Origin of the sequence: Delftia sp. WSY_12 (genome assembly GCF_043104645.1) — a bacterium.
GTDB classification, from domain to species: Bacteria; Pseudomonadota; Gammaproteobacteria; order Burkholderiales; family Burkholderiaceae_C; genus Comamonas; species Comamonas tsuruhatensis.
In genome coordinates this window covers 59,016-82,816 of sequence record NZ_JBICKW010000012.1, presented here as the reverse complement: position 1 = coordinate 82,816, position 23,801 = coordinate 59,016, and the positions used below count along the sequence as shown (strand labels likewise).

The following is a 23,801-nucleotide window of genomic DNA, read 5'->3' as shown; positions in this document are numbered from 1 at the left end:
TAAAAAGCGATGGTCGGCGCAAGGCCCTCTCCCCCGCCGGCCCCCGCACAGTTCAGCCGCGGTCCGTGCCGTGGCGCTTGCGGTATTTCTCGAGGAACACGGCCAGGCGGCGGATGGCCTCGCGCAGGTCGGTGTCGTGCGGCAGGAAGACGATGCGGAAATGGTCGGGGTGCGGCCAGTTGAAGCCTGTTCCCTGCACCAGCATGACCTTGGTCTCCTGCAGCACTTCCAGGAAGAACGCCTGGTCATCCTTGATCGGGTAGATCTCGGGGTCCAGGCGCGGGAACATGTACAGCGCGGCCTGCGGCTTGACGCAGCTCACGCCGGGGATTTCGGTGATCAGTTGGTAGGCCAGGTCGCGCTGCACGCGCAGCCGGCCGCCTTCCTGCACCAACTCGTCGATGCTCTGGTGTCCGCCCAGCGCCGTCTGCACGGCCCATTGGCCAGGCACATTGGCGCACAGGCGCATGTTGGAGAGCATGTTCAGGCCCTCGATATAGTCCTTGGCCGCCTTCTTGTCGCCCGAGACCACCATCCAGCCGGCGCGGTAGCCGCAGCTGCGATAGGCCTTGGACAGCGAGTTGAAGGTCAGCGTCAGCACATCGGTGGACAGGCTGGCCAGCGGCGTATGCACGACGTCGTCGTAGAGCACCTTGTCATAGACCTCGTCGGCGAAGATCACCAGGCCATGCTCGCGGGCCAGCGCCACGATGCTTTGCAGCAGCTGCTTGCTGTACAGGGCACCTGTCGGATTGTTGGGGTTGATGACGACGATGCCCTTGGTGCGCGGCGTGATCTTGGCGCGGATGTCGTCCAGGTCGGGCATCCAGCCGTTGGACTCGTCGCACATATAGTGCACGGGCGTGCCGCCGGACAGGCTGGTCACGGCGGTCCACAGCGGATAGTCGGGCGCCGGCAGCAGCATCTCGTCGCCGTCGTCCAGCAGCGCGTTCGTGGCCAGGCTGATCAGCTCGGATGCGCCATTGCCCAGGTAGATATCGTCCAGCGTCACGCCCAGGATGCCCTGGCGCTGGGTTTCGTGCATCACGGCCTTGCGCGCCGCGAAGATGCCCTTGCTGTCCGAGTAGCCTGCCGAATTGGGCAGGTTGCGGATCATGTCCTGCTGCACTTCCTCAGGAGCGTCGAAGCCGAACACGGCCAGATTGCCGATATTGAGCTTGATGATCTTCTGGCCGTCCTCTTCCATCTTCTTGGCCGCGTCCATGATGGGCCCGCGGATGTCATAACAGACGTTGGCTAGTTTTGCGGATTTGAGAACGGTTTTCATGCTGAGAATATGAAAGTGGCCGGCGCGGGCTTGCGGCCTTCATGCACGCCAAAGTGCCCCATGCACCCTGGTGAAACCTATAATTTGACCACAGTTCCGCAATGCAGCATCGCCCTGGCCCCGACCCATGTGGCGGCCACCCCCATCGCGCAGACCGCGCCACCCTCATCCATGAAATTCCACGCCGACAAATCCGAAGCACAGAGCATCACGGGCTATGGCCCCGGCTGGGTCGCCGTGGACCGGGAAAAGTTCGAACACAGCCTGCTTGTCGGCGCCAAAGGCCTGCGCCAGGCCTGGGACTGCGCCCGCTTCGAAGACCTGACGCCTGAGCATTTCGAGGCCCTGTCCCAGCTGGATGCAGAGGTCATCATCCTGGGCAGCGGCCAGCGCAACCGCTTCCCGCCAGCGGCCTGGCTGCGCCCGCTCATGGCCCGACGCATCGGCCTGGAAAGCATGGATACGCAGGCCGCGTGTCGCACCTACAACATCCTTGCCAGCGAAGGCCGTAACGTCGTCGCGGCCCTACTCTTGGAGTAGACTCCTGCCCCCCTGATTGGGAGAAATTCCGTTTTCAGGGTAAAATTGCAGGTTGCGGTTGGGGGCATTTCCGATAAAAGCAAAAACACAAACACGGCCCTCGGCATTTCAACGACTACACCCGAGAGATATAAGCGCATGGCGATCGTTGTCAACAAACCCCTTCCCGAATTTGAAGCCAACGCTACCGGCGGGATCAAGGTGACCAACACCTCCCACACGGGCCAGATTCTGATCCTGTATTTCTACCCCAAGGACAATACGCCTGGCTGCACCACCGAAGCCATGCAGTTCCGCGACAAGTACAAGGACTTCGTGAAAGCTGGCGCCACCGTGTTTGGCGTCTCGCGCGACAACATGAAGTCGCACGACGACTTCAAGGAAAAGCTGGAACTGCCGTTCGAGCTGATCGCCGATACGGAAGAGAAGATGTGCCACATGTTCGGCGTGGTCAAGAACAAGATCATGTACGGCAAGAAGGTGAAGGGCATCGAGCGCTCCACCTTCCTGGTCGGAGCCGATGGCCTGCTGGTGCAGGAATGGCGCGGCCTGAAGGTTCCCGGCCACGTTGACGAGGTCCTCAAGGCTGTCAAGACCCTGAAGGCATTGAAGCAGGCTGCCTGATAGCAACAATCCGACAGGTGACAGAGTGTCGGCCGACATATTCAGGCCGTCCGCCTATGCATAATGGGGCAATGCCTCTTAGCAAAGACGCTTTTCCCTGTCACCCCTCCAAAGCCGCCTCGGTTTCCAGGCGGCTTTGTGCTTTTTGATCCTTGTTGAGGAACGGTTCGTCCACCATGCCCCTGCCCCCCGCACCCGGCCGCCGTGCCGCCAAGCTCTCCCCCGAAGCCTTTCTTCCCGTGCGCGGTGCCCAGCACGCAGACCCCCTGCCCGCTGACGATCTTCCCGATGCAGTCGAGGCCGTAGCTGCCGCCGCGCCACGCAAGCGCAAACCGGCCCCGGCCCCGGCCTCCGCCTCCAACACCACAGCCGCAAAGCCCGCACCGGCGCGCGGCCGCAACACCAAGGCCGCATCACCGGCTCCTGCACCCGCGACTGCAGCCCCGGCCCATCGGCAGCGCCGCGCAACCGACAATTCCAACGCAACGGCAGCGCCGTCCAGCGCCCGGTCGGCCAACAGGTCGGCCACGGAAGCCAAGCCGGCAGCACTGCTGGCAGCGCCGGTTCGCCCACGCCGCACGCGCACAGGCCCGAAGACGCTGTTCGTGCTCGACACCAACGTGCTGCTGCACGACCCGACCAGCCTGTTCCGCTTCGAGGAGCACGACATCTTCCTGCCCATGGTGGTGCTGGAAGAGCTCGACGGCCACAAGAAGGGCATGACCGAAGTGGCGCGCAACGGCCGCCAGGTCAGCCGCACGCTGGATTCACTGGTCGCCTCCCAGCCCTCCGAGACGCTGGACAAGGGCCTGCCGCTGAATGCCACGGGCCAGCGCAGCGCCACCGGCATGCTGTATTTCCAGACGGAACCGCTGGAGACCTCGTTGCCCGACAGCCTGCCCCAAGGCAAGGCGGACAACCAGATCCTGGGCGTGGTCGCCGCGCTGCGCAAGAAGTTCAGCGAGCGTGAAGTCGTGCTGGTGTCCAAGGACATCAACATGCGCGTCAAGGCACGCGCCCTGGGCCTTGCGGCCGAGGACTACCAGAACGACAAGGTACTGGACGACGGCGACCTGCTGTACGCAGGCGCCCTGGCCCTGCCCCAGGACTTCTGGGCCAAGGCCGGCAAGAACGTCGAAAGCTGGCAGGAAGGCGCCATCACCTACTACCGCATCAGCGGCGCCATCGTCGACCAGCTGATGATCAACCAGTTCGTCTACCACGAGGCACCGGGCGAGCCCAGCCTGTTCATGCGCGTGACCGAGATCCGCGACAAGACGGCCGTGCTCAAGACGCTCAAGGACTTCGGCAATCCCAAGTACGCCGTCTGGGGCGTCACGGCGCGCAACCGCGAACAGAACTTCGCGATGAACCTGTTGATGAACCCGGACATCGACCTGGTCACGCTGACCGGCACGGCCGGCACGGGCAAGACCCTGCTGGCCCTGGCCGCCGGCCTGTCCCAGGTGCTGGACGACCGCCGCTACACCGAGATCATCATGACGCGCGCCACGGTCAGCGTGGGCGAGGATATCGGCTTCCTGCCCGGCACCGAAGAAGAGAAGATGGGCCCCTGGATGGGCGCCCTCGACGACAACCTCGAATTCCTGGCCAAGGGCGATGGCGGCAATGCCGGCGAATGGGGCCGCGCCGCCACCAACGAGCTGATCCGCAGCCGCATCAAGATCAAGAGCATGAACTTCATGCGCGGCCGCACCTTCCTGAACAAGTACGTCATCATCGACGAGGCCCAGAACCTGACGCCCAAGCAGATGAAGACCCTGATCACGCGCGCCGGCCCCGGCACCAAGATCATCTGCATGGGCAATCTGGCGCAGATCGACACGCCCTACCTGACCGAGGGATCGTCGGGACTGACCTACGCCGTGGACCGCTTCAAGGGCTGGCCCCACAGCGGCCACATCACGCTGGCGCGCGGCGAACGCTCGCGCCTGGCCGACTTCGCCAGCGAGGTGCTGTAAGCCATGGCGATCAGCTGGATCACGGCGCTGAAGCTGGTGCCCTGGGGCGATGTCATCGAGGCCACCCCCCAGGTCGTCAAGGCAGCCAAGAGCCTGCTGCGCAAAAAGGATGCGGAGCAGGCGGTCGGCGAGCCGCCGGCTGCAGCAGCCGGCGAGCCGCTGGCAGCTCCGCGCTCGGCTGGCGAACAGGCTCTGCTGCTGATCCAGGCCCAGGAAGCCCGCATCACGCAGCTGGAGCAGTCACAGCGCCAGTCGCTGGAACTGATCGAGAAGCTGGCCGAGCAGAATGCCCAGATCGTGGCCACCGTGGGTGCGCTGCGCACGGGCGCCCAGCGGCTGGCCTGGGCCTGCGCCATCCTCGGAGCCTGCGTGGCAGGCCTGCTGATCCATGCCTGGCGTACATAGACCGCCCACTGCAAAAAAACCAAACGGCCCCTCGGGGCCGTTTTTCATGGAAAGCCTGAAAGCCAAGCGCTGCAATCAGTACTCGTCGCCACCACCGTAGCCCACGGCCAGGTTCTCGAAGCGCGTCTGGTTTTTCTGGAAGAACAGCTTGACCGTGCCGGTCGGGCCGTTACGCTGCTTGCCGATGATGACTTCGGCAATGTTGGGCTCCTTGCTGTCCTTGTTGTAGTAGTCATCGCGGTAGATGAACATGATGATGTCGGCATCCTGCTCGATGGCGCCCGATTCGCGCAGGTCGGACATCATGGGGCGCTTGTCGGTGCGCTGCTCCACCGAACGGTTGAGCTGGGACAGGGCAATCACCGGGCACTGCAACTCCTTGGCCAGCATCTTCAAGCCTCGCGAAATCTCGCCCAGCTCGGTCGCACGGTTGTCGGAACTGGCGGCCGAACCCGAGCCGCTCATCAGCTGCAGATAGTCGACCACGATCAGGCCCAGCTTGCCGCAGGTACGCGCCAGGCGCCGCGCATTGGCGCGCAGCTCCGTGGGGGACAGGCCCGGTGTCTCGTCGATGTGCAGGGACACCGTGCGCAGCCGCTCGATGGCTTCCGTCAGGCGCGGCCACTCGTCATCGTTGAGCTTGCCCGTGCGCAGATTGCCCTGGTTGACGCGGCCGATGGAGCCGACGATACGCACCGCCAGCTGGGCCGCGCCCATTTCCATGGAGAAAATGGCGACCGGCAGGCCTTCGTTGAGCGCCACGTGCTCGGCGATATTCACCGCAAACGAGGTCTTGCCCATCGAGGGGCGTGCGGCCAGCACCACCAGGTCGCCAGCCTGCAGGCCACTGGTCATGCGGTCCAGATCGACGAAGCCCGTTGGCACGCCGGTCACGTCCATGGGGTTGTCGGCCATCTCCTGGACACGATCCAGCAGGTCCACCACCAGCGTGTCGAGCGACTGGAAGCCCTGCTTGTTGCGCGCCCCCTCCTCGCCGATGGCCAGGATCTTCTGCTCGGCCTCGTCAAGGATGCGGTCCACCGTCTTGCCCTGCGGATTGAAGGCATTGGTGGCGATGTCATCACTGGCCGTCACCAGCTTGCGCAGGATGGAGCGCTCGCGCACGATCTCCGCGTAGCGCCGGATGTTGGTGGCACTGGGCACGTACTGCGCCAGCTGGTTCAGGTACAGCAGGCCGCCAATTTCCTCGGCCTTGCCCATGCCCTGCAAATGCTCGTACACCGTGATCACGTCGGCCGGCTTGCTGGCATTGATCAGCTTGCCGATGGCCTCGTAAATCAGCTTGTGCTCATGGCGGTAGAAATCACCATCCACCAGCAGATCGCCCACGCGGTCCCAGGCACTGTTGTCCAGAAGCAGGCCACCCAGCACGCTGGACTCGGACTCCATCGAATGCGGCGGCACGCGCAACTGCGCGACCTGCTGGTCGCCAGCGGGCAGCAGCGGTGCGAACGCATCATCAAGATCGAGCGGGGGCATTACGGACGACATGGAATTCCTGGAGATGAGCCCGCCATCGTAGCGGCTGGCAAAAGGCCGCGCCACCCGGCGTCATCACCCGGGCGCGGCAAAGCAAAAAGCCGCCCGAAGGCGGCTTTTTGGTGATACGGGACAAGCCCCGGATCAGGAGTGGTCGCCGTAGACCGACACCGACACTTCGACGCTGACGTCGGTGTGCAGTGCCACGACCACGGTGGCGTCGCCCACGGTCTTGATGGGACCGTTGACCAGGCGAACTTGCGACTTGGCAACGGCGAAACCGGCCTTGGTCAGTTCTTCGGCGATGTCGGCATTGGTCACCGAACCGAACAGGCGGCCGTCAACGCCAGCCTTCTGGGTCAGCTTGACGTTCACGCCGTTGAGCTTTTCGCCCAGTTGCTGGGCAGCAGCCAGCTTTTCAGCCGCTTGCTTTTCCAGTTCGGCGCGCTTGGCTTCGAACTCAGCCTTGGCGGAAGCCGTGGCGCGACGGGCAGCGCCCGTGGGGATCAGGAAGTTGCGGGCGTAGCCGTCCTTGACCTTGACGATATCGCCGAGGCCACCGAGGTTCACAACCTTGTCGAGCAGAATGACTTGCATGGGTTGTATTCCTTAGATCTTGTGCTGGTCAGAGTAAGGAACCAGAGCCAGGAAGCGGGCGCGCTTGATGGCAGTGTTCAACTGACGCTGGTAGATGGCGCGCGTGCCGGTCAGGCGAGCGGGGACGATCTTGCCGTTTTCACCGATGAAGTCACGCAGGGTGTCCACATCCTTGTAGTCGATTTCTTCGACGCCGGCGACGGTGAAGCGGCAGAAGCGCTTGCGCTTGAACAGCAGCGACTGCGTGTTGCGCTTGGGGCGCTTGTCCTTGTTGAATTTCTTGAACGTGGCCATTTCTGGACCTCTTGAAAATTAGTTTTGTTGAATGTCCTGGATGTGAAGAACCAGCAATTTGCCGTTGCGGGGCGTTGCCAGGAAGCCTTGGAACTTCCACTGGCTGCCGAGCGCCTGGCGGGCCAGCTTTTCAGCCAGCGCGCCAAAGGCCACCGCCTTGACAGATGCCGTCACGCTGCGCTCGCTTCCTGCCTCTTTCTGCCGCGACGCATGCTCGAGTCGCAGTTCAAGGGCTGGCAGCCCTGCCGGCGTGTAGCGCAGTGCTTGAAGCTCTGCGATGGCGGCCGTCAGTACAACGTGGTTCTCCACTCCTTCAGGTTCTGACAGGGCTGGGCTCAGGCCTGTTCGGTCTGGCTGGCCTTGCGGGCCTCTTCACGCTCGACGGTCTTCATCATCGAGGAAGGAGCCGTATCGGCCTTCTTCTTCTGAACCGTCAGGTGACGCAGCACGGCATCGTTGAACTTGAAGGCATGCTCCAGCTCAGCCATCACAGCCTGGTCGGCTTCGATGTTCAGGCACAGGTAGTGGGCCTTGGCGAGCTTGTTGATCATGTAAGCCAGTTGGCGACGGCCCCAGTCTTCTTCGCGATGGACCTTGCCACCGCCAGCGGTGATCATGCCCTTGTAGCGTTCCAGCATGGCGGGAACCTGCTCGCTCTGATCCGGGTGGATCAACAAAACGATTTCGTAATGACGCATATCGACTCCTTTTGGGAAAACGCCGCCCACTGCGTCTTGTAGCGGTGCGGCAAGGCAAAGCATTGGATTCTAGCGCAGCCCTCTTCCATCTGTACACTTCGCACTGCCCGAGACCCCGGATCTGTGTGGGGCTTTTGCCCCGTCGCCCGGCTTTTGCCCTCACCGTGTACCTCTGCCGCGCGGATGCACATGCACAAAGCCCTTGAAAATACACCGATCCGCTCGCATCTCGATTCAAGATCGTGCAATCGCCTGGCCTCCAGTCTGGCGACCGCTTTGTTTTGTAGCTGAAGTCTCTATCCATGTCTGAACAAAACTCCAACCCCTTGCAAGACGCAGCCCCGGAAGAAATCGAAGCCGCCATGGCGGCCAATGCAGCCGACGAGCTGCAGCGCCTGCAGGCCGAGCTGGCCGAACTCAAGGCCAAGAGCGCCGAGCTGGCAGACCAGTTCCTGCGCGCCAAGGCCGAGGCCGAGAATGTGCGCCGCCGCGCAGAAGACGAAGTCTCCAAGGCGCGCAAATTCGGCATCGAGAGCTTTGCCGAAAGCCTTCTGCCTGTCTGCGACAGCCTGGATGCCGCCCTGGCCATTCAACAGGCCACGCCGGAACAGCTGCGCGAAGGCGCCGACGCCACGCTGCGCCAGCTGACCTCGGCCCTTGAGCGCAACAAGGTCGTGACCATCAATCCGGCTGCCGGCGAGAAATTCGACCCCAACCTGCACCAGGCGATCAGCATGGTGCCTGCACAGCAGGAAGCCAACACCGTGGTGTCGGTGCTGCAAAAGGGCTACCTGATCGCCGACCGCATCCTGCGCCCGGCCCTCGTGACCGTGGCCCAGCCCCAGTAAGCGGGCACTCACGGCAGCACTGACAAAAAAGGGGACAAGCCCCTTGAAGCTGCGCGAGCCGGCCACAAGTTAGCAGTCATTCAAACATTTCACAGAACGCGGAGAGAACTCAAAATGGGAAAAATCATCGGTATTGACCTGGGCACCACCAATAGCTGCGTGGCCATCATGGACGGCAACACCACGCGCGTGATCGAGAACAGCGAAGGTGCGCGCACCACGCCGTCGATCATTGCGTACCAGGAAGACGGCGAGATCCTCGTCGGCGCTTCGGCCAAGCGCCAGGCGGTCACCAACCCCCGCAACACCATCTATGCCGCCAAGCGCCTGATCGGCCGCAAGTTCGACGAGAAGGAAGTGCAAAAGGACATCGACCTGATGCCCTACACCATCTCGCGCGCCGACAACGGCGACGCCTGGGTGGAAGTGCGCGGCCAGAAGCTGGCCCCGCCGCAGATTTCCGCCGAAGTGCTGCGCAAGATGAAGAAGACCGCCGAGGACTACCTGGGCGAGCCCGTGACCGAGGCCGTGATCACCGTGCCCGCTTACTTCAACGACGCCCAGCGCCAGGCCACCAAGGACGCCGGCCGCATCGCCGGCCTGGAAGTCAAGCGCATCATCAACGAACCCACGGCGGCGGCCCTGGCCTTCGGCCTGGACAAGACCGACAAGGGCGACCGCAAGATCGCCGTGTATGACCTGGGCGGCGGCACCTTCGACGTGTCCATCATCGAAATCGCCGATGTGGACGGCGAAAAGCAGTTCGAAGTGCTGTCGACCAACGGCGACACCTTCCTGGGCGGCGAAGACTTCGACCAGCGCATCATCGACTACATCATCACCGAGTTCAAGAAGGAACAGGGCGTCGATCTGTCCAAGGACGTGCTGGCGCTGCAGCGCCTGAAGGAAGCCGCCGAGAAGGCCAAGATCGAGCTGTCGAACTCGGCCCAGACTGACATCAACCTGCCCTACATCACGGCCGATGCCTCGGGTCCCAAGCACCTGAACATCAAGCTGACCCGCGCCAAGCTGGAAAGCCTGGTCGAGGACCTGATCGAGCGCACCATTGCGCCCTGCCGCACGGCCATCAAGGACGCAGGCGTGTCCGTGTCCGACATCGATGACGTCATCCTGGTCGGCGGCATGACCCGCATGCCCAAGGTGCAGGAAAAGGTCAAGGAATTCTTCGGCAAGGATCCCCGCAAGGACGTGAACCCCGACGAAGCCGTGGCCGTGGGCGCCGCCGTGCAGGGCCAGGTTCTGTCGGGTGACCGCAAGGACGTGCTGCTGCTGGACGTGACACCGCTGTCGCTGGGCATCGAGACGCTGGGTGGCGTGATGACCAAGATGATCACCAAGAACACCACCATCCCGACGAAGTTCGCACAGACCTTCTCGACGGCCGACGACAACCAGCCTGCCGTGACGATCAAGGTGTTCCAGGGCGAGCGCGAAATGGCTTCGGGCAACAAGATGCTGGGCGAGTTCAACCTCGAAGGCATCCCGCCGGCCGCGCGTGGCGTGCCCCAGATCGAAGTGGCCTTTGACATCGACGCCAACGGCATCCTGAACGTGTCCGCCAAGGACAAGGCATCGGGCAAGGAAAACAAGATCACCATCAAGGCGAACTCCGGCCTGTCCGAGGAAGAGATCCAGAAAATGGTCAAGGACGCCGAGCTGAACGCCGCCGACGACAAGAAGAAGCTGGAACTGGTCCAGGCCCGCAACCAGGGCGAAGCTGCCGTGCACAGCGTCAAGAAGAGCCTGGGCGAGCATGGCGACAAGCTCGACGCTGGCGAGAAGACCGCCATCGAGAGCGCCGTCAAGGACCTGGAAGAAGCGCTCAAGGGCGAGGACAAGGACGCCATCGACGCCAAGACCACGGCGCTGATGACGGTCAGCCAGAAGCTCGGCGAGAAGATGTACGCCGATGCACAGGCAGCGGGCGCCCCCGAGGCAGCCGCCGCCGCAGCAGCCGCCGGTGCTGCAGGCGCCTCGGCCGGTGCTGCAGCCGCTGACGACAACGTCGTCGACGCCGAAGTCAAGGAAGTCAAGAAGGACTGAACCCAGCGCGTGGTCCCTTGACGACCGCTTGCCGCCGCGCTCGGCCCTGCCAAGGGGCTGACGCGGCGTTCCTGTTCTCACTGACTGGCTAGCAAACACCATGTCCAAACGCGATTTTTACGAGGTCCTCGGCGTTGCCAAGAACGCCTCGGACGACGACATCAAGAAGGCTTATCGCAAGCTGGCGATGAAGTACCACCCTGACCGCAACCAGGGGGATGCCGCACGCGAGGCGGAAGAGAAATTCAAGGAGGCCAAGGAGGCCTACGAGATGCTCTCCGACAGCAACAAACGCGCGGCCTACGATCAGTACGGCCACGCAGGCGTGGACCCCAACCGCGGCATGGGCGGCGGCGCAGAAGGCTTTGGCGGCTTTGCCGAGGCCTTTGGCGACATCTTCGGCGACATGTTCAACCAGGGCGGGCGGCGCGGCGGTGCAGGTGGCGGCCGCCAGGTCTACCGTGGCAACGACCTCAGCTATGCCATGGAGATCACGCTGGAAGAGGCTGCCCACGGCAAGGATGCGCAGATACGCATCCCCAGCTGGGACAGCTGCGACACCTGCCACGGCAGCGGCGCCAAGCCCGGCACCAGCGCCAAGACCTGCACCACCTGCAACGGCATGGGCAGCGTGCAGATGCGCCAGGGCTTCTTCAGCGTGCAGCAGACCTGCCCGCACTGCAGAGGCACCGGCAAGATCATTCCCGAACCCTGCACCAGCTGCGGCGGCCAGGGCAAGGTCAAGCGCCAGAAGACGCTGGAAGTGAAGATTCCCGCAGGCATCGACGACGGCATGCGCATCCGCTCCTCGGGCAATGGCGAACCCGGCACCAATGGCGGGCCTGCAGGCGATCTCTACATCGAGATCCGCATCAAGGACCACGACATCTTCGAGCGCGATGGCGACGATCTGCACTGCAACGTGCCCGTGAGCTTCATCACGGCAGCGCTGGGTGGCGAGATCGAGGTGCCCACCCTCTCGGGCAAGGCGGCCATCGACATCCCCGAAGGCACCCAGGCCGGCAAGCAGTTCCGCCTGCGCGGCAAGGGCATCAAGGGCGTGCGCTCCAGCTACCCCGGTGACCTGTACTGCCACATCGTGGTCGAGACGCCCGTCAAGCTGACCGAGTACCAGCGCAAGCTGCTGCGCGAGCTGGAGGAATCGCTCAAGAAGGGCGGCGCCAAGCATTCGCCCAGCGGCGAGAGCTGGACCGACAGGCTCAAGAGCTTCTTCAGCTGATGCAGCACTGAGCCCCCCAAAAAAAACGCCTCTTCCGAGGCGTTTTTCATTGGTGCATCCTCAACAGGGCTCAGGGAGCGGGTTTGGCCTTCCAGGCCGCCGCCTGCCGCTCCGCACGTGCGCGCTCTGCCGCGCTCAGCGGCTGGGCCATGCTGTCGCGCTTGGCCGCCAGAGAGCTGTCCTTGCCCGCTGCCAGCAGCATCCAGAAATAGGCCTGCGACGGGCTGCGCTCCACGCCCTTGCCCGAGGAATAGAGGCTGGCCAGATTGGACTGCGCCAGCGCGTCGCCCTGCTGGGCGGCACGCTCCAGCCAGCGCGCGGCCTGCTTGTCGCTGGCAGGCACGCCCTGGCCATTGGCATACAGAACGCCCAGGTTGGACTGGGCTGCGGCACTGCCCTGCTCGGCCGCCTTCTCCAGCCAGTGTGCGGCCTGCGCCATGTCGCGATCGACCACGCCACCCTCGGCATAGAGCATGCCGGCGTTGAATTGCGCATCGACATGGCCCTGGCCTGCCGCCGCCACAAACCAGCGCAGCGCCTGCGCCACATCCTCGGCCACGCCCCGGCCCGTGGCATACATCACGCCCAGGCTGTACTGGCCGGCCGCCTCCCCCTGTTCGGCCGAGCGCTGGAACCATTGCACGGCCTGGACGGGATCCTTGGCGGCTCCGCGCCCCTCGGCCAGCATCAGGCCCAGGTTGTTCTGTGCCACGGCGTCACCCTGCTCGGCCGCCTTGCGATACCACTGCACGGCCTGCGCATCGTCGCGCACCACGCCACGGCCATTGGCGTACATCAAACCCAGGTCGGACTGAGCCGGCGCATAGCCTTGCTGGGCCGATTTCTCATACCACCGGGCAGCAGTCTCCGCATCCAGGGCAACGCCCTGGCCGCGCTTGTACAGCGAGCCCAGCGCGTACTGGGCGCTGGCCTCGCCCTGCTCGGCATGCTGCTGCAGCGCTGCAAGCTCGGCAGCGCTCAGGCCGGACTCACCCTTGGACGCGCCGCCACCTGCGGCTGCAGCTGCAGCCCCCGCTGCGGCAGCGCCGCCCACCACGCCTGCAGCGGCGGCCGCCTTGGCAGGTGCGCTGCGGGTGGTGGCAGGTGCCGGCTTGCCCTTGGATTTGACGGCGGTCTTGCCTGTCGGCCTCGCAGCTGCCTTGGCCGCAGGCTTGGCGGGGGCCTTCGCGCCGCTCTTGGCCGTGTTCTTCGCCGGTGGCTGCGGCTTGGCAGACGCCGGGACGGCCATGCAGGACAGGGCTGCGGCCAGCAGCAATGACAGGCCTGCAGGCAGGGCTCGCAGGCCCGTCGGGTATCGATCGTTCATATGCTCTTATTTTTGCAGCAATCCATGCAGGCGACTGGCGCAAAGATTGACAAATTCTTTCAGTATGCAACCGGCGTTCCGGCGGGCATGGTTGCCCGCAGCCATCGCCACGAGGCATGACCCCCATCTCCATGAAATCGCACGACATCACCAAAGACATCGCGCTTGAAGATGACAGATCGATGACTTGTGCGAGAAAATCCATTCAACTTCTCCTAATGAGAAGCCTGAACCCCACCACATGAAGAATTCAGAGCGCAGTTTTGCACGGCGCATAGACCTTACCTCCTTGCAGCTGTTCGTGGCTGTCTGCGAACTTGGCAGCATCGGACGAGCGGCAGAGCGCGAGTTCATCGCCGCTTCGGCGGTGAGCAAGCGCCTGTCCGACCTCGAGGCCACCGTGGACACGGCCCTGCTGTATCGCCACAGCCGTGGCGTGACACTCACTCCTGCCGGCGAAAGCCTGCTGCACCACGCGCGCAACGTGCTGTATGGCCTGGAGCGCATGCAGGGCGAGCTGTCCGAGTACGCCGATGGCGTGCGCGGCCATGTACGCATCCACGCCAATATGTCGGCCATCGTGCAGTTCCTGCCGGAAGACCTGGGCGTCTTCGCGCGCAAGCATGGCCAGGTCAAGATCGACCTGCAGGAGCAGCTCAGCCCCGCCGTGCTGGCGGCGGTGCAGGAAGGCACGGCCGACATCGGCATCTGCTCCATGGCATACATGCCGCTGGGCAATGGCCAGGCCACTCCCGCGCTGCAGCACCGCCCCTACCGCGAGGACCGGCTGGTCGTCGTGGTGCCCGAGCAGCACGCGCTGGCGCACAGCGACAGCGTGGCCTTTGCCGATGTGCTCGAATGGGACATCGTCAGCCTGCAGGCCGGCTCCTCCATCAGCCTGGCCATGCGTGCGGCTGCGGCCCAGGCCGGGCATGCGCTGCACCAGCGCATCCAGGTCACCAGCCTGGATGCCATGTGCCGCATGATCGACAACGGCCTGGGCGTGGGACTGATCCCCGACCGCGCCTTCGAGCTCATGCACGGCGTGGGCCATCTGCGCGCCCTGGAGCTCAGCGACGACTGGGCACGGCGCGAGCTGAGCATCGTGGCGCGCGACTTCGACGCGCTACCCGTTACGGCCCGCCTGCTGGTCGAGCACCTGAGCCCGCCGGCCAGCGCATCCTGAAGGCCCCTTGGCCCCCGGATGCACATCCAAGAATTTCCCCACGACACCAACCATTCGAGAACGCCATGGGACGCACCCTCTACGACAAGATCTTCGACGAGCATGTCATCCACACCGAGGATGACGGCACCGCCGTCCTCTACATCGACCGCCACCTGGTGCACGAAGTCACCAGCCCCCAGGCCTTCGAAGGCCTGCGCATGGCCGGCCGCAAGCTGTGGCGCATCAGCTCCGTGGTGGCCACGGCCGACCACAACACACCCACCGACGGCTGGGAGCGCGGCTATGACGGCATTGCCGACCCCATCAGCAAGGAACAGATCACCACGCTGAACACCAACATCGGCGAGTTCGGCTCTGCGGCCTTCTTTCCCTTCATGGACAAGGGCCAGGGCATCGTCCACGTCATGGGTCCCGAGCAAGGCGCCACCCTGCCCGGCATGACCGTGGTCTGCGGCGACAGCCACACGTCCACGCATGGCGCCTTCGGCGCACTGGCCCACGGCATCGGCACCTCCGAAGTCGAGCACGTGATGGCCACCCAGACCCTGCTGGCCAAGAAGGCCAAGAACATGCTGATCAACGTCAGCGGCAAGGCGGCGCCCGGCATCACGGCCAAGGACATCGTGCTGGCCATCATCGGCAAGATCGGCACGGCCGGCGGCACGGGCTACACCATCGAGTTCGCAGGCGAGGCCATCCGCGACCTGAGCATGGAAGGCCGCATGACGGTCTGCAACATGGCCATCGAAGGCGGCGCACGCGCCGGCCTGGTGGCCGTGGACGATAAGACCATCCAGTACGTCAAGGGCCGCCCTCTGGCCCCCACCGGTGCCGAATGGGACGCCGCCGTCTCCTACTGGAAGACGCTGCACTCCGATGCCGATGCGAAGTTCGACCGCGTGGTCGAGCTGCAGGCCAGCGAGATCGTGCCGCAGGTCACCTGGGGCACCTCGCCCGAAATGGTGCTGGGCGTGGATGCCCGCGTGCCCGATCCCGACAAGGAAAAGGATGCCAGCAAGCGCGGAGCCATCGAGCGCGCGCTGACCTACATGGCGCTGGAACCCGGCAAGGCCATCGACGACATCTTCGTGGACAAGGTCTTCATCGGCTCGTGCACCAACAGCCGCATCGAAGACATGCGCGAAGCCGCCGCCGTGGTCAAGAAGCTGGGCCAGAAGGTGGCACGCAACATCAAGCTGGCCATGGTGGTGCCCGGATCGGGCCTGGTCAAGGAGCAGGCCGAGCGCGAAGGCCTGGACCAGATCTTCAAGGCGGCAGGCTTTGAATGGCGCGAACCCGGCTGCTCCATGTGCCTGGCCATGAACGCCGACCGCCTGGAGCCCGGCGAGCGCTGCGCCTCCACCAGCAACCGCAACTTCGAAGGCCGCCAGGGCGCGGGCGGACGCACCCACCTGGTGAGCCCCGCCATGGCCGCTGCCGCGGCCATCCACGGCCACTTCGTGGACATCCGCAGATTCTCCTGAACCCGCAACTGCCCCGCCAGCACACCATGAAGCCTTCCTTCTCGATCCTCCTGATCGGCCTGGCCTTCACCCTGGCCGCCTGCAATACCGTCAAGGGCATTGGCCAGGACGTGCAAAGCGCGGGCAGCGCCATCGAACGCGCCGCCCGCTGAACCCTGAATTCGATACTGCCATGCAACAATTCACCGTGCACAAGGGCCTTGTCGCCCCCATGGACCGCGAAAACGTCGACACCGACGCCATCATTCCCAAGCAGTTCCTCAAGTCGATCAAGAAGACCGGCTTCGGTGTGAACCTGTTCGACGAGTGGCGCTACCTGGACCATGGCGAACCCGGCCAGGACCCGGCCTCGCGCAAGCCCAACCCCGACTTCGTGCTCAATCAGCCGCGCTATGCGGGCGCCTCCATCCTGGTCGCACGCAAGAACTTCGGCTGCGGCTCCAGCCGCGAGCACGCGCCCTGGGCCCTGGACCAGTACGGCTTTCGCGCCATCCTGGCACCCAGCTTCGCCGACATCTTCTTCAACAACTGCTTCAAGAACGGCCTGCTGCCCATCGTGCTGCCCGAAGCCACGATCGACATGCTGTTCAACGAGATCGCCGCCTTCCCCGGCTACGAGCTGACCATCGACCTGGACCGCCAGGTGATCGTGCGCCCGCAGGGCGAGGAGATCCCCTTCGACGTCATTGCCTTCCGCAAGTACTGCCTGCTCAACGGTTTTGACGACATCGGCCTGACCCTGCGCCATGCCGACAAGATCCGCGCCTACGAGGCTGAGCGCCTGGCCACCAAGCCCTGGCTGGCCCACACGCTGGTGCAGCGCTGATCGATCTCCACTTGCGCGCATCAATGGGCCGCAGGCGTTGCTGAACCAGCCGCCGGCGGCCTTCCACCATCCGAACAGTCTCTCAAAAGGAACACCATGAAAATCGCAGTCTTGCCCGGTGATGGCATCGGCCCCGAAATCGTTGCGGAAGCCGTGAAGGTGCTGGGCGCCCTGGGCCTGGACTTCGACATGCAGACCGCCCCCGTGGGCGGCGCTGCCTACGAAGCTGCCGGCCACCCGCTGCCCGAATCCACGCTGAAGCTGGCCATGGAGTCCGACGCCGTGCTGTTCGGCGCCGTGGGCGACTGGAAGTACGACACGCTGGACCGCCCGCTGCGCCCCGAGCAGGCCATCCTGGGCCTGCGCAAGCACATGGGCCTGTTTGCCAACTTCCGCCCGGCCATCTGCTATGCGGAGCTGACCCATGCCTCCAGCCTCAAGCCCGAACTGGTCGCAGGCCTGGACATCCTCATCATCCGCGAGCTGACCGGCGACATCTACTTCGGCCAGCCGCGCGGCCGCCGCGTGGCCACCGACGGCCACTTCCCCGGCGCCGAGGAAGCCTTCGACACCATGCGCTACTCCAAGCCCGAAATCGAGCGCATCGCCCACGTGGCCTTCCAGGCCGCGCAAAAGCGCAGCAAGCGCGTGACCAGCGTGGACAAGGCCAACGTGCTGGAAACCTTCCAGTTCTGGAAGGACGTGGTCACCGAGGTGGGCCAGCAGTACCCCGACGTACAACTGGACCACATGTACGTGGACAACGCCGCCATGCAACTGGTCAAGGAGCCCAAGCGCTTCGACGTGGTGGTCACGGGCAATATGTTTGGCGACATCCTGTCCGATGAAGCCTCCATGCTCACCGGCTCCATCGGCATGCTGCCCTCCGCCTCGCTCAACGCCAAGGGCCAGGGTCTGTACGAGCCCAGCCATGGCTCGGCCCCCGACATTGCGGGCAAGGGCATTGCCAATCCGCTGGCCACCATCCTGTCGGCTGCGATGATGCTGCGCTTCTCGCTGAACCAGGAGGCTGCTGCACAGCGCATCGAAGCCGCCGTGCAAAAGGTCCTGGCCCAGGGCCTGCGCACGGCCGACATCCACAGCGAAGGCACGACCAAGGTCTCCACCCGAGAGATGGGCGACGCCGTGGTGGCCGCGCTGGCCTGACGTCCACGACAGCCGCGAGCCTCCGGGCTTGCGGCTGCCCTGCCTGACCAGGATTTTCCAGAACTTGGCAAAGCGTCAAAACAGACGTCTGCTTTTCGCCATTTCGACGAAGATATTCATCAAACAGACATTCTCTTTCCTGGCGTATTCGCTAGAATGAATGCTCTTATGTTTGCCGCCCGCCCGTTCCTCCTGCTGAACATTGCACCCGCCGCCCAGGCTGGTGTGGCCGTGCGCGCAATCACATCCACAACCATTACGACAATCAAAGGCTGACCCAGCCCGGTTCGTCGTGCGCCCTCACCTGGCCCAGACGAGCCGGGCGACAACAGTCTTGATCCAGCACTGTTTTCACACTGAAAGGGCGTTTCAAAAATGAGCAAGCAATTGGTAGGCCTGGTGGGCTGGCGCGGCATGGTCGGCTCCGTGCTGATGGACCGCATGCAGGCAGAGGGCGATTTCGACCTGATCGAGCCCGTTTTCTTCTCCACCTCCAACGCCGGCGGCAAGGCCCCGGCCATGGCGAAGACCCACACCGAGCTGCGCAATGCCAACGACATTGCCGAGCTGTCCAAGTGCGACATCATCATCACCTGCCAGGGCGGCGACTACACCAAGGAAGTCTTCCCCCAGCTGCGCGCCTCGGGCTGGAACGGCCACTGGATCGATGCCGCATCGTCGCTGCGCATGGAGGGCGATGCCGTCATCGTGCTCGACCCCGTCAATGAAGGCCTGATCCAGTCCAAGCTCGCCGCGGGCGGCAAGAACTGGATTGGCGGCAACTGCACCAACTCCATCCTGCTGATGGGCCTGGGCGGCCTGTTCAAGGCCGGTCTCGTGGAATGGGTCAGCTCCATGACCTACCAGGCAGCCTCCGGTGGCGGCGCCAACCACATGCGCGAACTGCTCAAGGGCATGGGCGTGGTGCATGCGGCCGTGGCCGACGAGCTGGCCACGCCCGCCTCCGCCATCCTGGATATCGACCGCAAGGTGGCTCAGACCATCCGCACCGATGTGCCCACCGAATTCTTCGGCGCGCCTCTGGCTGGCGGCCTGATCCCCTGGATCGACGCACAGCTGGACAACGGCCAGTCCAAGGAAGAGTGGAAGGGCCAGGCCGAGGTCAACAAGATCCTGGGCACGGAGCAGACCATTCCCGTCGACGGCCTGTGCGTGCGCATCGGCGCCATGCGCTGCCACAGCCTGGCGCTGACCCTCAAGCTCAAGAAGGACCTGCCCCTGCAGGAGCTGGAAGCCATCATCAAGTCCGGCAACCCCTGGGTGAAGTGGGTGCCCAATGAACGCGCCATCACCGTCAAGGAACTGACGCCCGCCGCCATCACCGGCGGCCTGGAAGTCGGCGTGGGCCGCGTGCGCAAGCTGAACATGGGCCCCGAATACCTGTCGGCCTTCGTGATCGGCGACCAACTGCTGTGGGGCGCCGCCGAGCCGCTGCGCCGCATGCTGCGCATCCTGCTGGCCGCCTGAGCACCGCCGGCTTGAGCCAACACAAAAAGCGCCATGTCCTGGCCCGGGACATGGCGCTTTTTTCGGCTTTAAACCCTGTGCGATTGGGCACAATGCCCAAGTCTCTTGTCCCCTGACTGTAGGCGGTTGCCTACAATCACCGAAGATACATTGTGTTTCTTCTCGTTGCCGTTCGACAACAACTGGCAGCGTTCACCGGCAACCAGACGCTTGCGATCCTATAGCGTGGCCGACAATGCGACCCAAGCACCTTGGTATATGGCGTGCCATCTATCCCCGGGTAAATTTCAATTACATGTGCAAACGCGGGCATCCTCACAATAACAATAGTGCCCGCCCAATTGCATCCACACAGGTTTGACGCTTTATGCATCGTTGGAAACTCTCTGTGCTGGCCGCTGCGGCCGTCGTCTCGGTCGCACTGCCCGCCTCCGAGGCCTGGGCACTGGCTCTGGGCCGGGTGAACGTGCAATCGGCCCTGGGCGAGCCCCTGCGTGCCGAAGTCGAAATCCCCCAGATCACGGCGGCTGAAGCCGAAGGCCTGCGCGTGGGCGTGGCCTCTCCCGGCGTCTTCCGCACCCAGGGCATGGAGTACAACGCCACGGCCAGCCAGGTGCGCGTCAGCGTGCAGCGTCGCGCGGACGGATCGGCCGTGCTGCGACTCACAAGCACCCAGCCCGTCAACGAGCCCTTTGTCGATCTGGTGATCGACGCCAGCTGGGCCTCGGGCAACCTGCAGCGCAACTACACCCTGCTGCTGGATCCGCCCACCCTGCAAAAGCTGCCGCCTGCCGTGACGGCTGCGGCCCAGGCCTCCGCCCCCGAACCGGGCGCCGCACCGCGCCGCGCCGCGCCGGCCCCCTCGCCAGCTGCCGCAGGCAACACCGAGGAAAGCCGTCCAGCCCCTGCTCCGGCAGCCCCGCGCCGGAGCACCGCATCAGCCCGCGAGCGCGCTGCTGCAGCGCCGGCGCCGTCCGAAGCATCCGAGGTCCGCATCAAGACCGGAGACACGGCTGGCCGCATTGCCGCCGCCCACCTGCCCGCAGGCGTTTCGCTGGACCAGATGCTGGTGGCCATGCTGCGCTCCAATCCCAAGGCCTTCATCAACGGCAATGTGAACCGCATGCGCTCCGGCGCCGTGCTCACCGTGCCTGACGAGGCCACGGCACAGGCCACCTCGCCGCGCGAGGCGCGCCAGATCGTTGCAGCCCAGTCCCGGGATTTCAACCAGTTCCGCCGCCAGCTGGCCAGCGCCGTACCGGCCGCGCCCGTGGCATCGGCCAATCGTGAAGCATCGGGCAGCGTCCAGGCCCAGGTCGAAGACCGCAAGCCCTCCACCGCCGCACCCGACAAGCTCACCCTGTCCAAAGGTGCTGTCAAGGGCGTGGAGGCAGACGAGCGCCTGGCCAAGCAAAAGCAGTCCGACGACCAGGCATCGCGCACGGCCGAACTGCAGCGCAACATGTCCGAGCTGAGCCAGATCGCCGCCGCCACCAAGCCCGCCGAAGGTGCTGCTGCAGCACCTGCCTCGGCAGCCAGCGGCACGGCAAACGGCGTGGCTGTGCCGGGCGCGCCGACCGTGCCTGCAGCGCCTGAAGCTGCAGCACCCCAGACAACGCCCCCGGCCCCGGCGGCGACTGCCGACGCAGCCGCCGCTGCGGCCGCTGCCGCCACCGCTGCTCCAGACGCCGCAGCCAATGCTGCCGGCCCGGCAGCGCCCGCGGCAGAAGCCGTGCCCGCCACGCCCGCTCCTGCCGAGCCGCCGAAGCCCAAGCCGGCACCCGCCCCCGTCGCACCGATCGCCGAGCCCAGCTTCATCGATACGCTGATGGAAGATCCCACCATCCCGCTGGCCGGCGCCGCCTTGCTGGCCCTGCTGCTGGGCTATGGTGGCTACCGCGTCATGCAGCGCCGCCGCGCTGCCGCAGCCTCCAGCGAAAGCGCCTTTGGCGACAGCCAGCTCGCGGCCGATTCCTTCTTTGGAGCCAGTGGCGGCCAACGCGTGGATACCGGCACATCGAGCCAGCTGTCGGGCACCTCCATGCACTACTCGCCCAGTCAGCTCGATGCCGGCGATGTGGACCCCGTGGCCGAGGCCGATGTCTACCTGGCCTATGGCCGCGACCTGCAGGCAGAGGAAATCCTCAAGGAAGCCCTGCGCACCGATCCCAGCCGCACCGCACTGCACCAGAAGCTGGCCGACATCTACGCCAAGCGCCATGACCGCAAGGCCTTCGAGGCCGTCGCGCAGACCCTGCACGGCCTGACCCAGGGCAAGGGCGTGGACTGGCAGCGCCTGGCCGACCAGGGCCGCATCCTGGACCCGGAAAACGCCCTCTACCAGCCTGCCGGCGCCGCGCCCCTGTCTGCTGCCGCCGTTGCCGGCGGCGCCGCAGCGGCAGCTGCCGGACTGGCGGCCGCCTCGCTGGCCAGCCGCCCCCTGGACATGGAGGCGCACCGCGAAGGCCCTGCCACCCTGCCCATGGACCTGGACATGGACCTCAACATGGACCTGCCCGGCGGCCTGGCCGACGCCAGCCTGCCCGCGCAGCACGCCAGCCCGCTGCCCGCACCGGCCCCCATGCCCAGCGAACAGGACTTCGCTGCGCTGGAGCCCACGCTGCGCGCACCACTGGAGCCCATGCAGCCCGCAGCAAGCGAGGCGCCTCGCATGGATCCCCGCGTGGAGCCGCCTGCTGCATCGCTGGACATGCCCGGCTTCCAGCCCACGGCCCATGCCTCGCTGACGGATGCGCTGAACCACAGCAGCGCCATGAGCGACATGCAGCCGACCGAGATGCTGCCGCTGGACATGCCCGTCACACGGCAGGTCACGGACAGCTTCCCGGCCACGGAACCTTCGCCCCTGACCGGTTCCACCACGGACGACAGCCACGCCAGTACCGATCTGCTGTCGCTGGACGCCATGGAGTTCAACCTGGAAGACCTGGGCACCGAGGCGCCAGCCCAAGCGCCGGCAGCAGCGCATTCGGGCGGCGTGCTGGAAACGGCGGCCAAGGCCAAGCCTGAACCGGCCGAATCGCTGGAATTCGACCTGGGCAGCCTGTCCCTGGACCTGGGCAATGACGCCCCCACGGCCGCAACGCCGCCTTCGGCGCCCGAGGACCCGCTGGCCACCAAGCTCGCCCTGGCCCAGGAATTCAATGCCATCGGCGACAGCGACGGAGCCCGTACACTCATCGAAGAAGTGATCTCCGAGGCCCACGGCGATCTCAAGGCCAAAGCCCAGCGCCTCCTTGCCGAGATAGACTGAAGCCCGACGGCGCCTGCCCAGGCGCCGCGTGCCGGTTTCGCGTTACAGGGTGGTACATGCCACCATGGAAAACTGACAACTTGATGCACACCCAACCCATGCCGGAGGCCTCGCCATGCGCGTAGCCCTCGGCGTCGCCTACAACGGCCAGCGCTACAGCGGCTGGCAAAGCCAGCTGTCTGGCAACACCATTCAAGACCATCTCGAAGCGGCCCTGGGCCGCTTTGCCGCTCAGGAGGTCCACACCCTCTGTGCGGGCCGCACCGATGCCGGAGTGCACGGCCTCATGCAGGTCGTCCACTTCGACACGCCGCTGGACAGGGCCCCGTTCTCCTGGGTCCGTGGCACCAACACCTTCCTGCCGCCGGACATCGCCGTGCAATGGGCCCAGCCCGTGCCCGACTCCTTCCATTCACGGGCCTGCGCCACAGCCAGGCGCTATGCCTATGTGCTGCTGCAGTCGCCCGTGCGGCCCAGCGTGGAGGCCGGGCGTGTGGGCTGGGTGTTCCATGCACTCAACGGTGACGCCATGCAGGCCGCCGCCCAGCACCTGCTGGGAGAGCACGATTTCAGCTCATTCCGCGCGTCGGGTTGCCAGGCCAAATCCCCCGTCAAGACACTGCACCGCCTGTCCATCACCCGCCGCATGGCAGGCGACGGCGCCCAGATGGCCGCGGCCAGCTCCATGCGTCCCGGGGATGCAGCCATGGAATGCTGCTACTGGCGATTCGAGTTCGAGGGCAGCGCCTTCCTCCACCACATGGTGCGCAACATCATGGGCTGCCTGCTCGCCGTAGGCCAGGGCACACACGCGCCGCAGTGGATGCAACAGGTGCTGGAGGCGCGCTCCCGCGATGCCGCCGCGCCCACCTTCTCGCCGGACGGCCTGTACTTTCTGGGTCCCGTATACGATCCTTCATGGGGCCTTCCTTCGCGCAGCCCGGCCTATGATTGGCTCCCGTGAAC

At 65.0% G+C, this 23,801-nt stretch carries 22 protein-coding genes; 15 read left to right on the top strand and 7 right to left on the bottom strand.

Annotation, left to right across the window (positions count from 1 at the left end; genetic code table 11):
• Positions 1-52: 52 nt before the first annotated feature.
• Positions 53-1,288 (bottom strand): pyridoxal phosphate-dependent aminotransferase, encoded by a 1,236-nt coding sequence (locus ACF8LI_RS05925; protein WP_016447750.1) that lies wholly within the window; start codon positions 1,286-1,288, stop codon positions 53-55.
• 171 nt (positions 1,289-1,459) lie between these two features.
• Between ACF8LI_RS05925 and ACF8LI_RS05920 the strand changes: the two genes are divergently transcribed.
• The 4 genes from ACF8LI_RS05920 to ACF8LI_RS05905 all read left to right on the top strand — a co-directional run bounded on the left by ACF8LI_RS05920 (position 1,460) and on the right by ACF8LI_RS05905 (position 4,839).
• Positions 1,460-1,828 carry an Mth938-like domain-containing protein gene (locus tag ACF8LI_RS05920; protein WP_017407848.1) on the top strand — a complete coding sequence of 123 codons (369 nt, stop codon included), beginning with the start codon at positions 1,460-1,462 and terminating at the stop codon, positions 1,826-1,828.
• Positions 1,829-1,966: 138 nt separating this feature from the next.
• Positions 1,967-2,452 (top strand): peroxiredoxin, encoded by a 486-nt coding sequence (locus tag ACF8LI_RS05915; protein WP_012207021.1) that lies wholly within the window; start codon positions 1,967-1,969, stop codon positions 2,450-2,452.
• Between the two features lie 176 nt (positions 2,453-2,628).
• Positions 2,629-4,434, top strand: coding sequence for a PhoH family protein (locus ACF8LI_RS05910; protein ID WP_017407847.1), 1,806 nt, complete (start codon positions 2,629-2,631; stop codon positions 4,432-4,434).
• A 3-nt stretch (positions 4,435-4,437) separates the two neighbouring features.
• On the top strand, positions 4,438-4,839 hold the full coding sequence (locus ACF8LI_RS05905; RefSeq protein WP_016451193.1) for a hypothetical protein: 402 nt from the start codon (positions 4,438-4,440) through the stop codon (positions 4,837-4,839).
• Positions 4,840-4,914: 75 nt separating this feature from the next.
• Here ACF8LI_RS05905 and dnaB read toward each other — a convergent pair whose 3' ends face one another.
• The 5 genes from dnaB to rpsF form a co-directional block, all read right to left on the bottom strand.
• The gene (gene dnaB / locus ACF8LI_RS05900) at positions 4,915-6,351 is read right to left on the bottom strand and encodes a replicative DNA helicase (RefSeq protein WP_016447754.1); all 1,437 of its coding nucleotides are present in this window, start codon (positions 6,349-6,351) and stop codon (positions 4,915-4,917) included.
• A gap of 132 nt (positions 6,352-6,483) precedes the next feature.
• Positions 6,484-6,936, bottom strand: a complete 453-nt coding sequence (gene rplI, locus ACF8LI_RS05895) for a 50S ribosomal protein L9 (RefSeq protein WP_016447755.1) — start codon at positions 6,934-6,936, stop codon at positions 6,484-6,486.
• Positions 6,937-6,948: 12 nt separating this feature from the next.
• Positions 6,949-7,230, bottom strand: a complete 282-nt coding sequence (gene rpsR, locus ACF8LI_RS05890) for a 30S ribosomal protein S18 (RefSeq protein WP_012207026.1) — start codon at positions 7,228-7,230, stop codon at positions 6,949-6,951.
• Positions 7,231-7,248: 18 nt separating this feature from the next.
• Positions 7,249-7,539 (bottom strand): primosomal replication protein N, encoded by a 291-nt coding sequence (priB, locus tag ACF8LI_RS05885; protein WP_016451191.1) that lies wholly within the window; start codon positions 7,537-7,539, stop codon positions 7,249-7,251.
• Positions 7,540-7,565: 26 nt separating this feature from the next.
• Positions 7,566-7,928 (bottom strand): 30S ribosomal protein S6, encoded by a 363-nt coding sequence (gene rpsF / locus ACF8LI_RS05880; protein WP_012207028.1) that lies wholly within the window; start codon positions 7,926-7,928, stop codon positions 7,566-7,568.
• 302 nt (positions 7,929-8,230) lie between these two features.
• Between rpsF and grpE the strand changes: the two genes are divergently transcribed.
• The 3 genes from grpE to dnaJ all read left to right on the top strand — a co-directional run bounded on the left by grpE (position 8,231) and on the right by dnaJ (position 12,080).
• On the top strand, positions 8,231-8,776 hold the full coding sequence (gene grpE, locus ACF8LI_RS05875; protein ID WP_016447757.1) for a nucleotide exchange factor GrpE: 546 nt from the start codon (positions 8,231-8,233) through the stop codon (positions 8,774-8,776).
• A 114-nt stretch (positions 8,777-8,890) separates the two neighbouring features.
• The gene (gene dnaK / locus ACF8LI_RS05870; protein ID WP_016447758.1) at positions 8,891-10,840 is read left to right on the top strand and encodes a molecular chaperone DnaK; all 1,950 of its coding nucleotides are present in this window, start codon (positions 8,891-8,893) and stop codon (positions 10,838-10,840) included.
• 100 nt (positions 10,841-10,940) lie between these two features.
• Positions 10,941-12,080, top strand: coding sequence for a molecular chaperone DnaJ (dnaJ, locus tag ACF8LI_RS05865; protein ID WP_017405356.1), 1,140 nt, complete (start codon positions 10,941-10,943; stop codon positions 12,078-12,080).
• A gap of 70 nt (positions 12,081-12,150) precedes the next feature.
• Here the strand turns inward: dnaJ and ACF8LI_RS05860 are convergent, their stop codons facing one another.
• Entirely contained in the window at positions 12,151-13,407 is a 1,257-nt protein-coding gene (locus ACF8LI_RS05860) for a tetratricopeptide repeat protein (protein WP_223275145.1), read from the bottom strand.
• 241 nt (positions 13,408-13,648) lie between these two features.
• Here ACF8LI_RS05860 and ACF8LI_RS05855 point away from each other — a divergent pair, with 241 nt between their 5' ends.
• The 8 genes from ACF8LI_RS05855 (at position 13,649) to truA (ending at position 23,799) form a co-directional block, all read left to right on the top strand.
• Positions 13,649-14,593: a LysR substrate-binding domain-containing protein gene (locus ACF8LI_RS05855; RefSeq protein ID WP_016447761.1), complete on the top strand. Its 945-nt coding sequence runs from the start codon at positions 13,649-13,651 to the stop codon at positions 14,591-14,593.
• Between the two features lie 65 nt (positions 14,594-14,658).
• Positions 14,659-16,080 (top strand): 3-isopropylmalate dehydratase large subunit, encoded by a 1,422-nt coding sequence (gene leuC, locus ACF8LI_RS05850; protein ID WP_034396655.1) that lies wholly within the window; start codon positions 14,659-14,661, stop codon positions 16,078-16,080.
• A gap of 26 nt (positions 16,081-16,106) precedes the next feature.
• The gene (locus ACF8LI_RS05845; protein ID WP_012207035.1) at positions 16,107-16,232 is read left to right on the top strand and encodes an entericidin A/B family lipoprotein; all 126 of its coding nucleotides are present in this window, start codon (positions 16,107-16,109) and stop codon (positions 16,230-16,232) included.
• A 20-nt stretch (positions 16,233-16,252) separates the two neighbouring features.
• Positions 16,253-16,906, top strand: coding sequence for a 3-isopropylmalate dehydratase small subunit (gene leuD, locus ACF8LI_RS05840; RefSeq protein WP_016447763.1), 654 nt, complete (start codon positions 16,253-16,255; stop codon positions 16,904-16,906).
• Between the two features lie 96 nt (positions 16,907-17,002).
• Positions 17,003-18,073, top strand: coding sequence for a 3-isopropylmalate dehydrogenase (gene leuB, locus ACF8LI_RS05835; protein WP_016447764.1), 1,071 nt, complete (start codon positions 17,003-17,005; stop codon positions 18,071-18,073).
• A 375-nt stretch (positions 18,074-18,448) separates the two neighbouring features.
• Positions 18,449-19,561, top strand: a complete 1,113-nt coding sequence (gene asd, locus ACF8LI_RS05830) for an aspartate-semialdehyde dehydrogenase (RefSeq protein WP_016447765.1) — start codon at positions 18,449-18,451, stop codon at positions 19,559-19,561.
• 367 nt (positions 19,562-19,928) lie between these two features.
• The gene (locus tag ACF8LI_RS05825) at positions 19,929-22,835 is read left to right on the top strand and encodes a FimV/HubP family polar landmark protein (protein ID WP_392414754.1); all 2,907 of its coding nucleotides are present in this window, start codon (positions 19,929-19,931) and stop codon (positions 22,833-22,835) included.
• Between the two features lie 115 nt (positions 22,836-22,950).
• A complete protein-coding gene (truA, locus tag ACF8LI_RS05820; RefSeq protein ID WP_016447767.1) occupies positions 22,951-23,799 on the top strand; it encodes a tRNA pseudouridine(38-40) synthase TruA in 849 nt (282 codons plus the stop codon).
• The last annotated feature ends 2 nt before the right edge of the window (positions 23,800-23,801 follow it).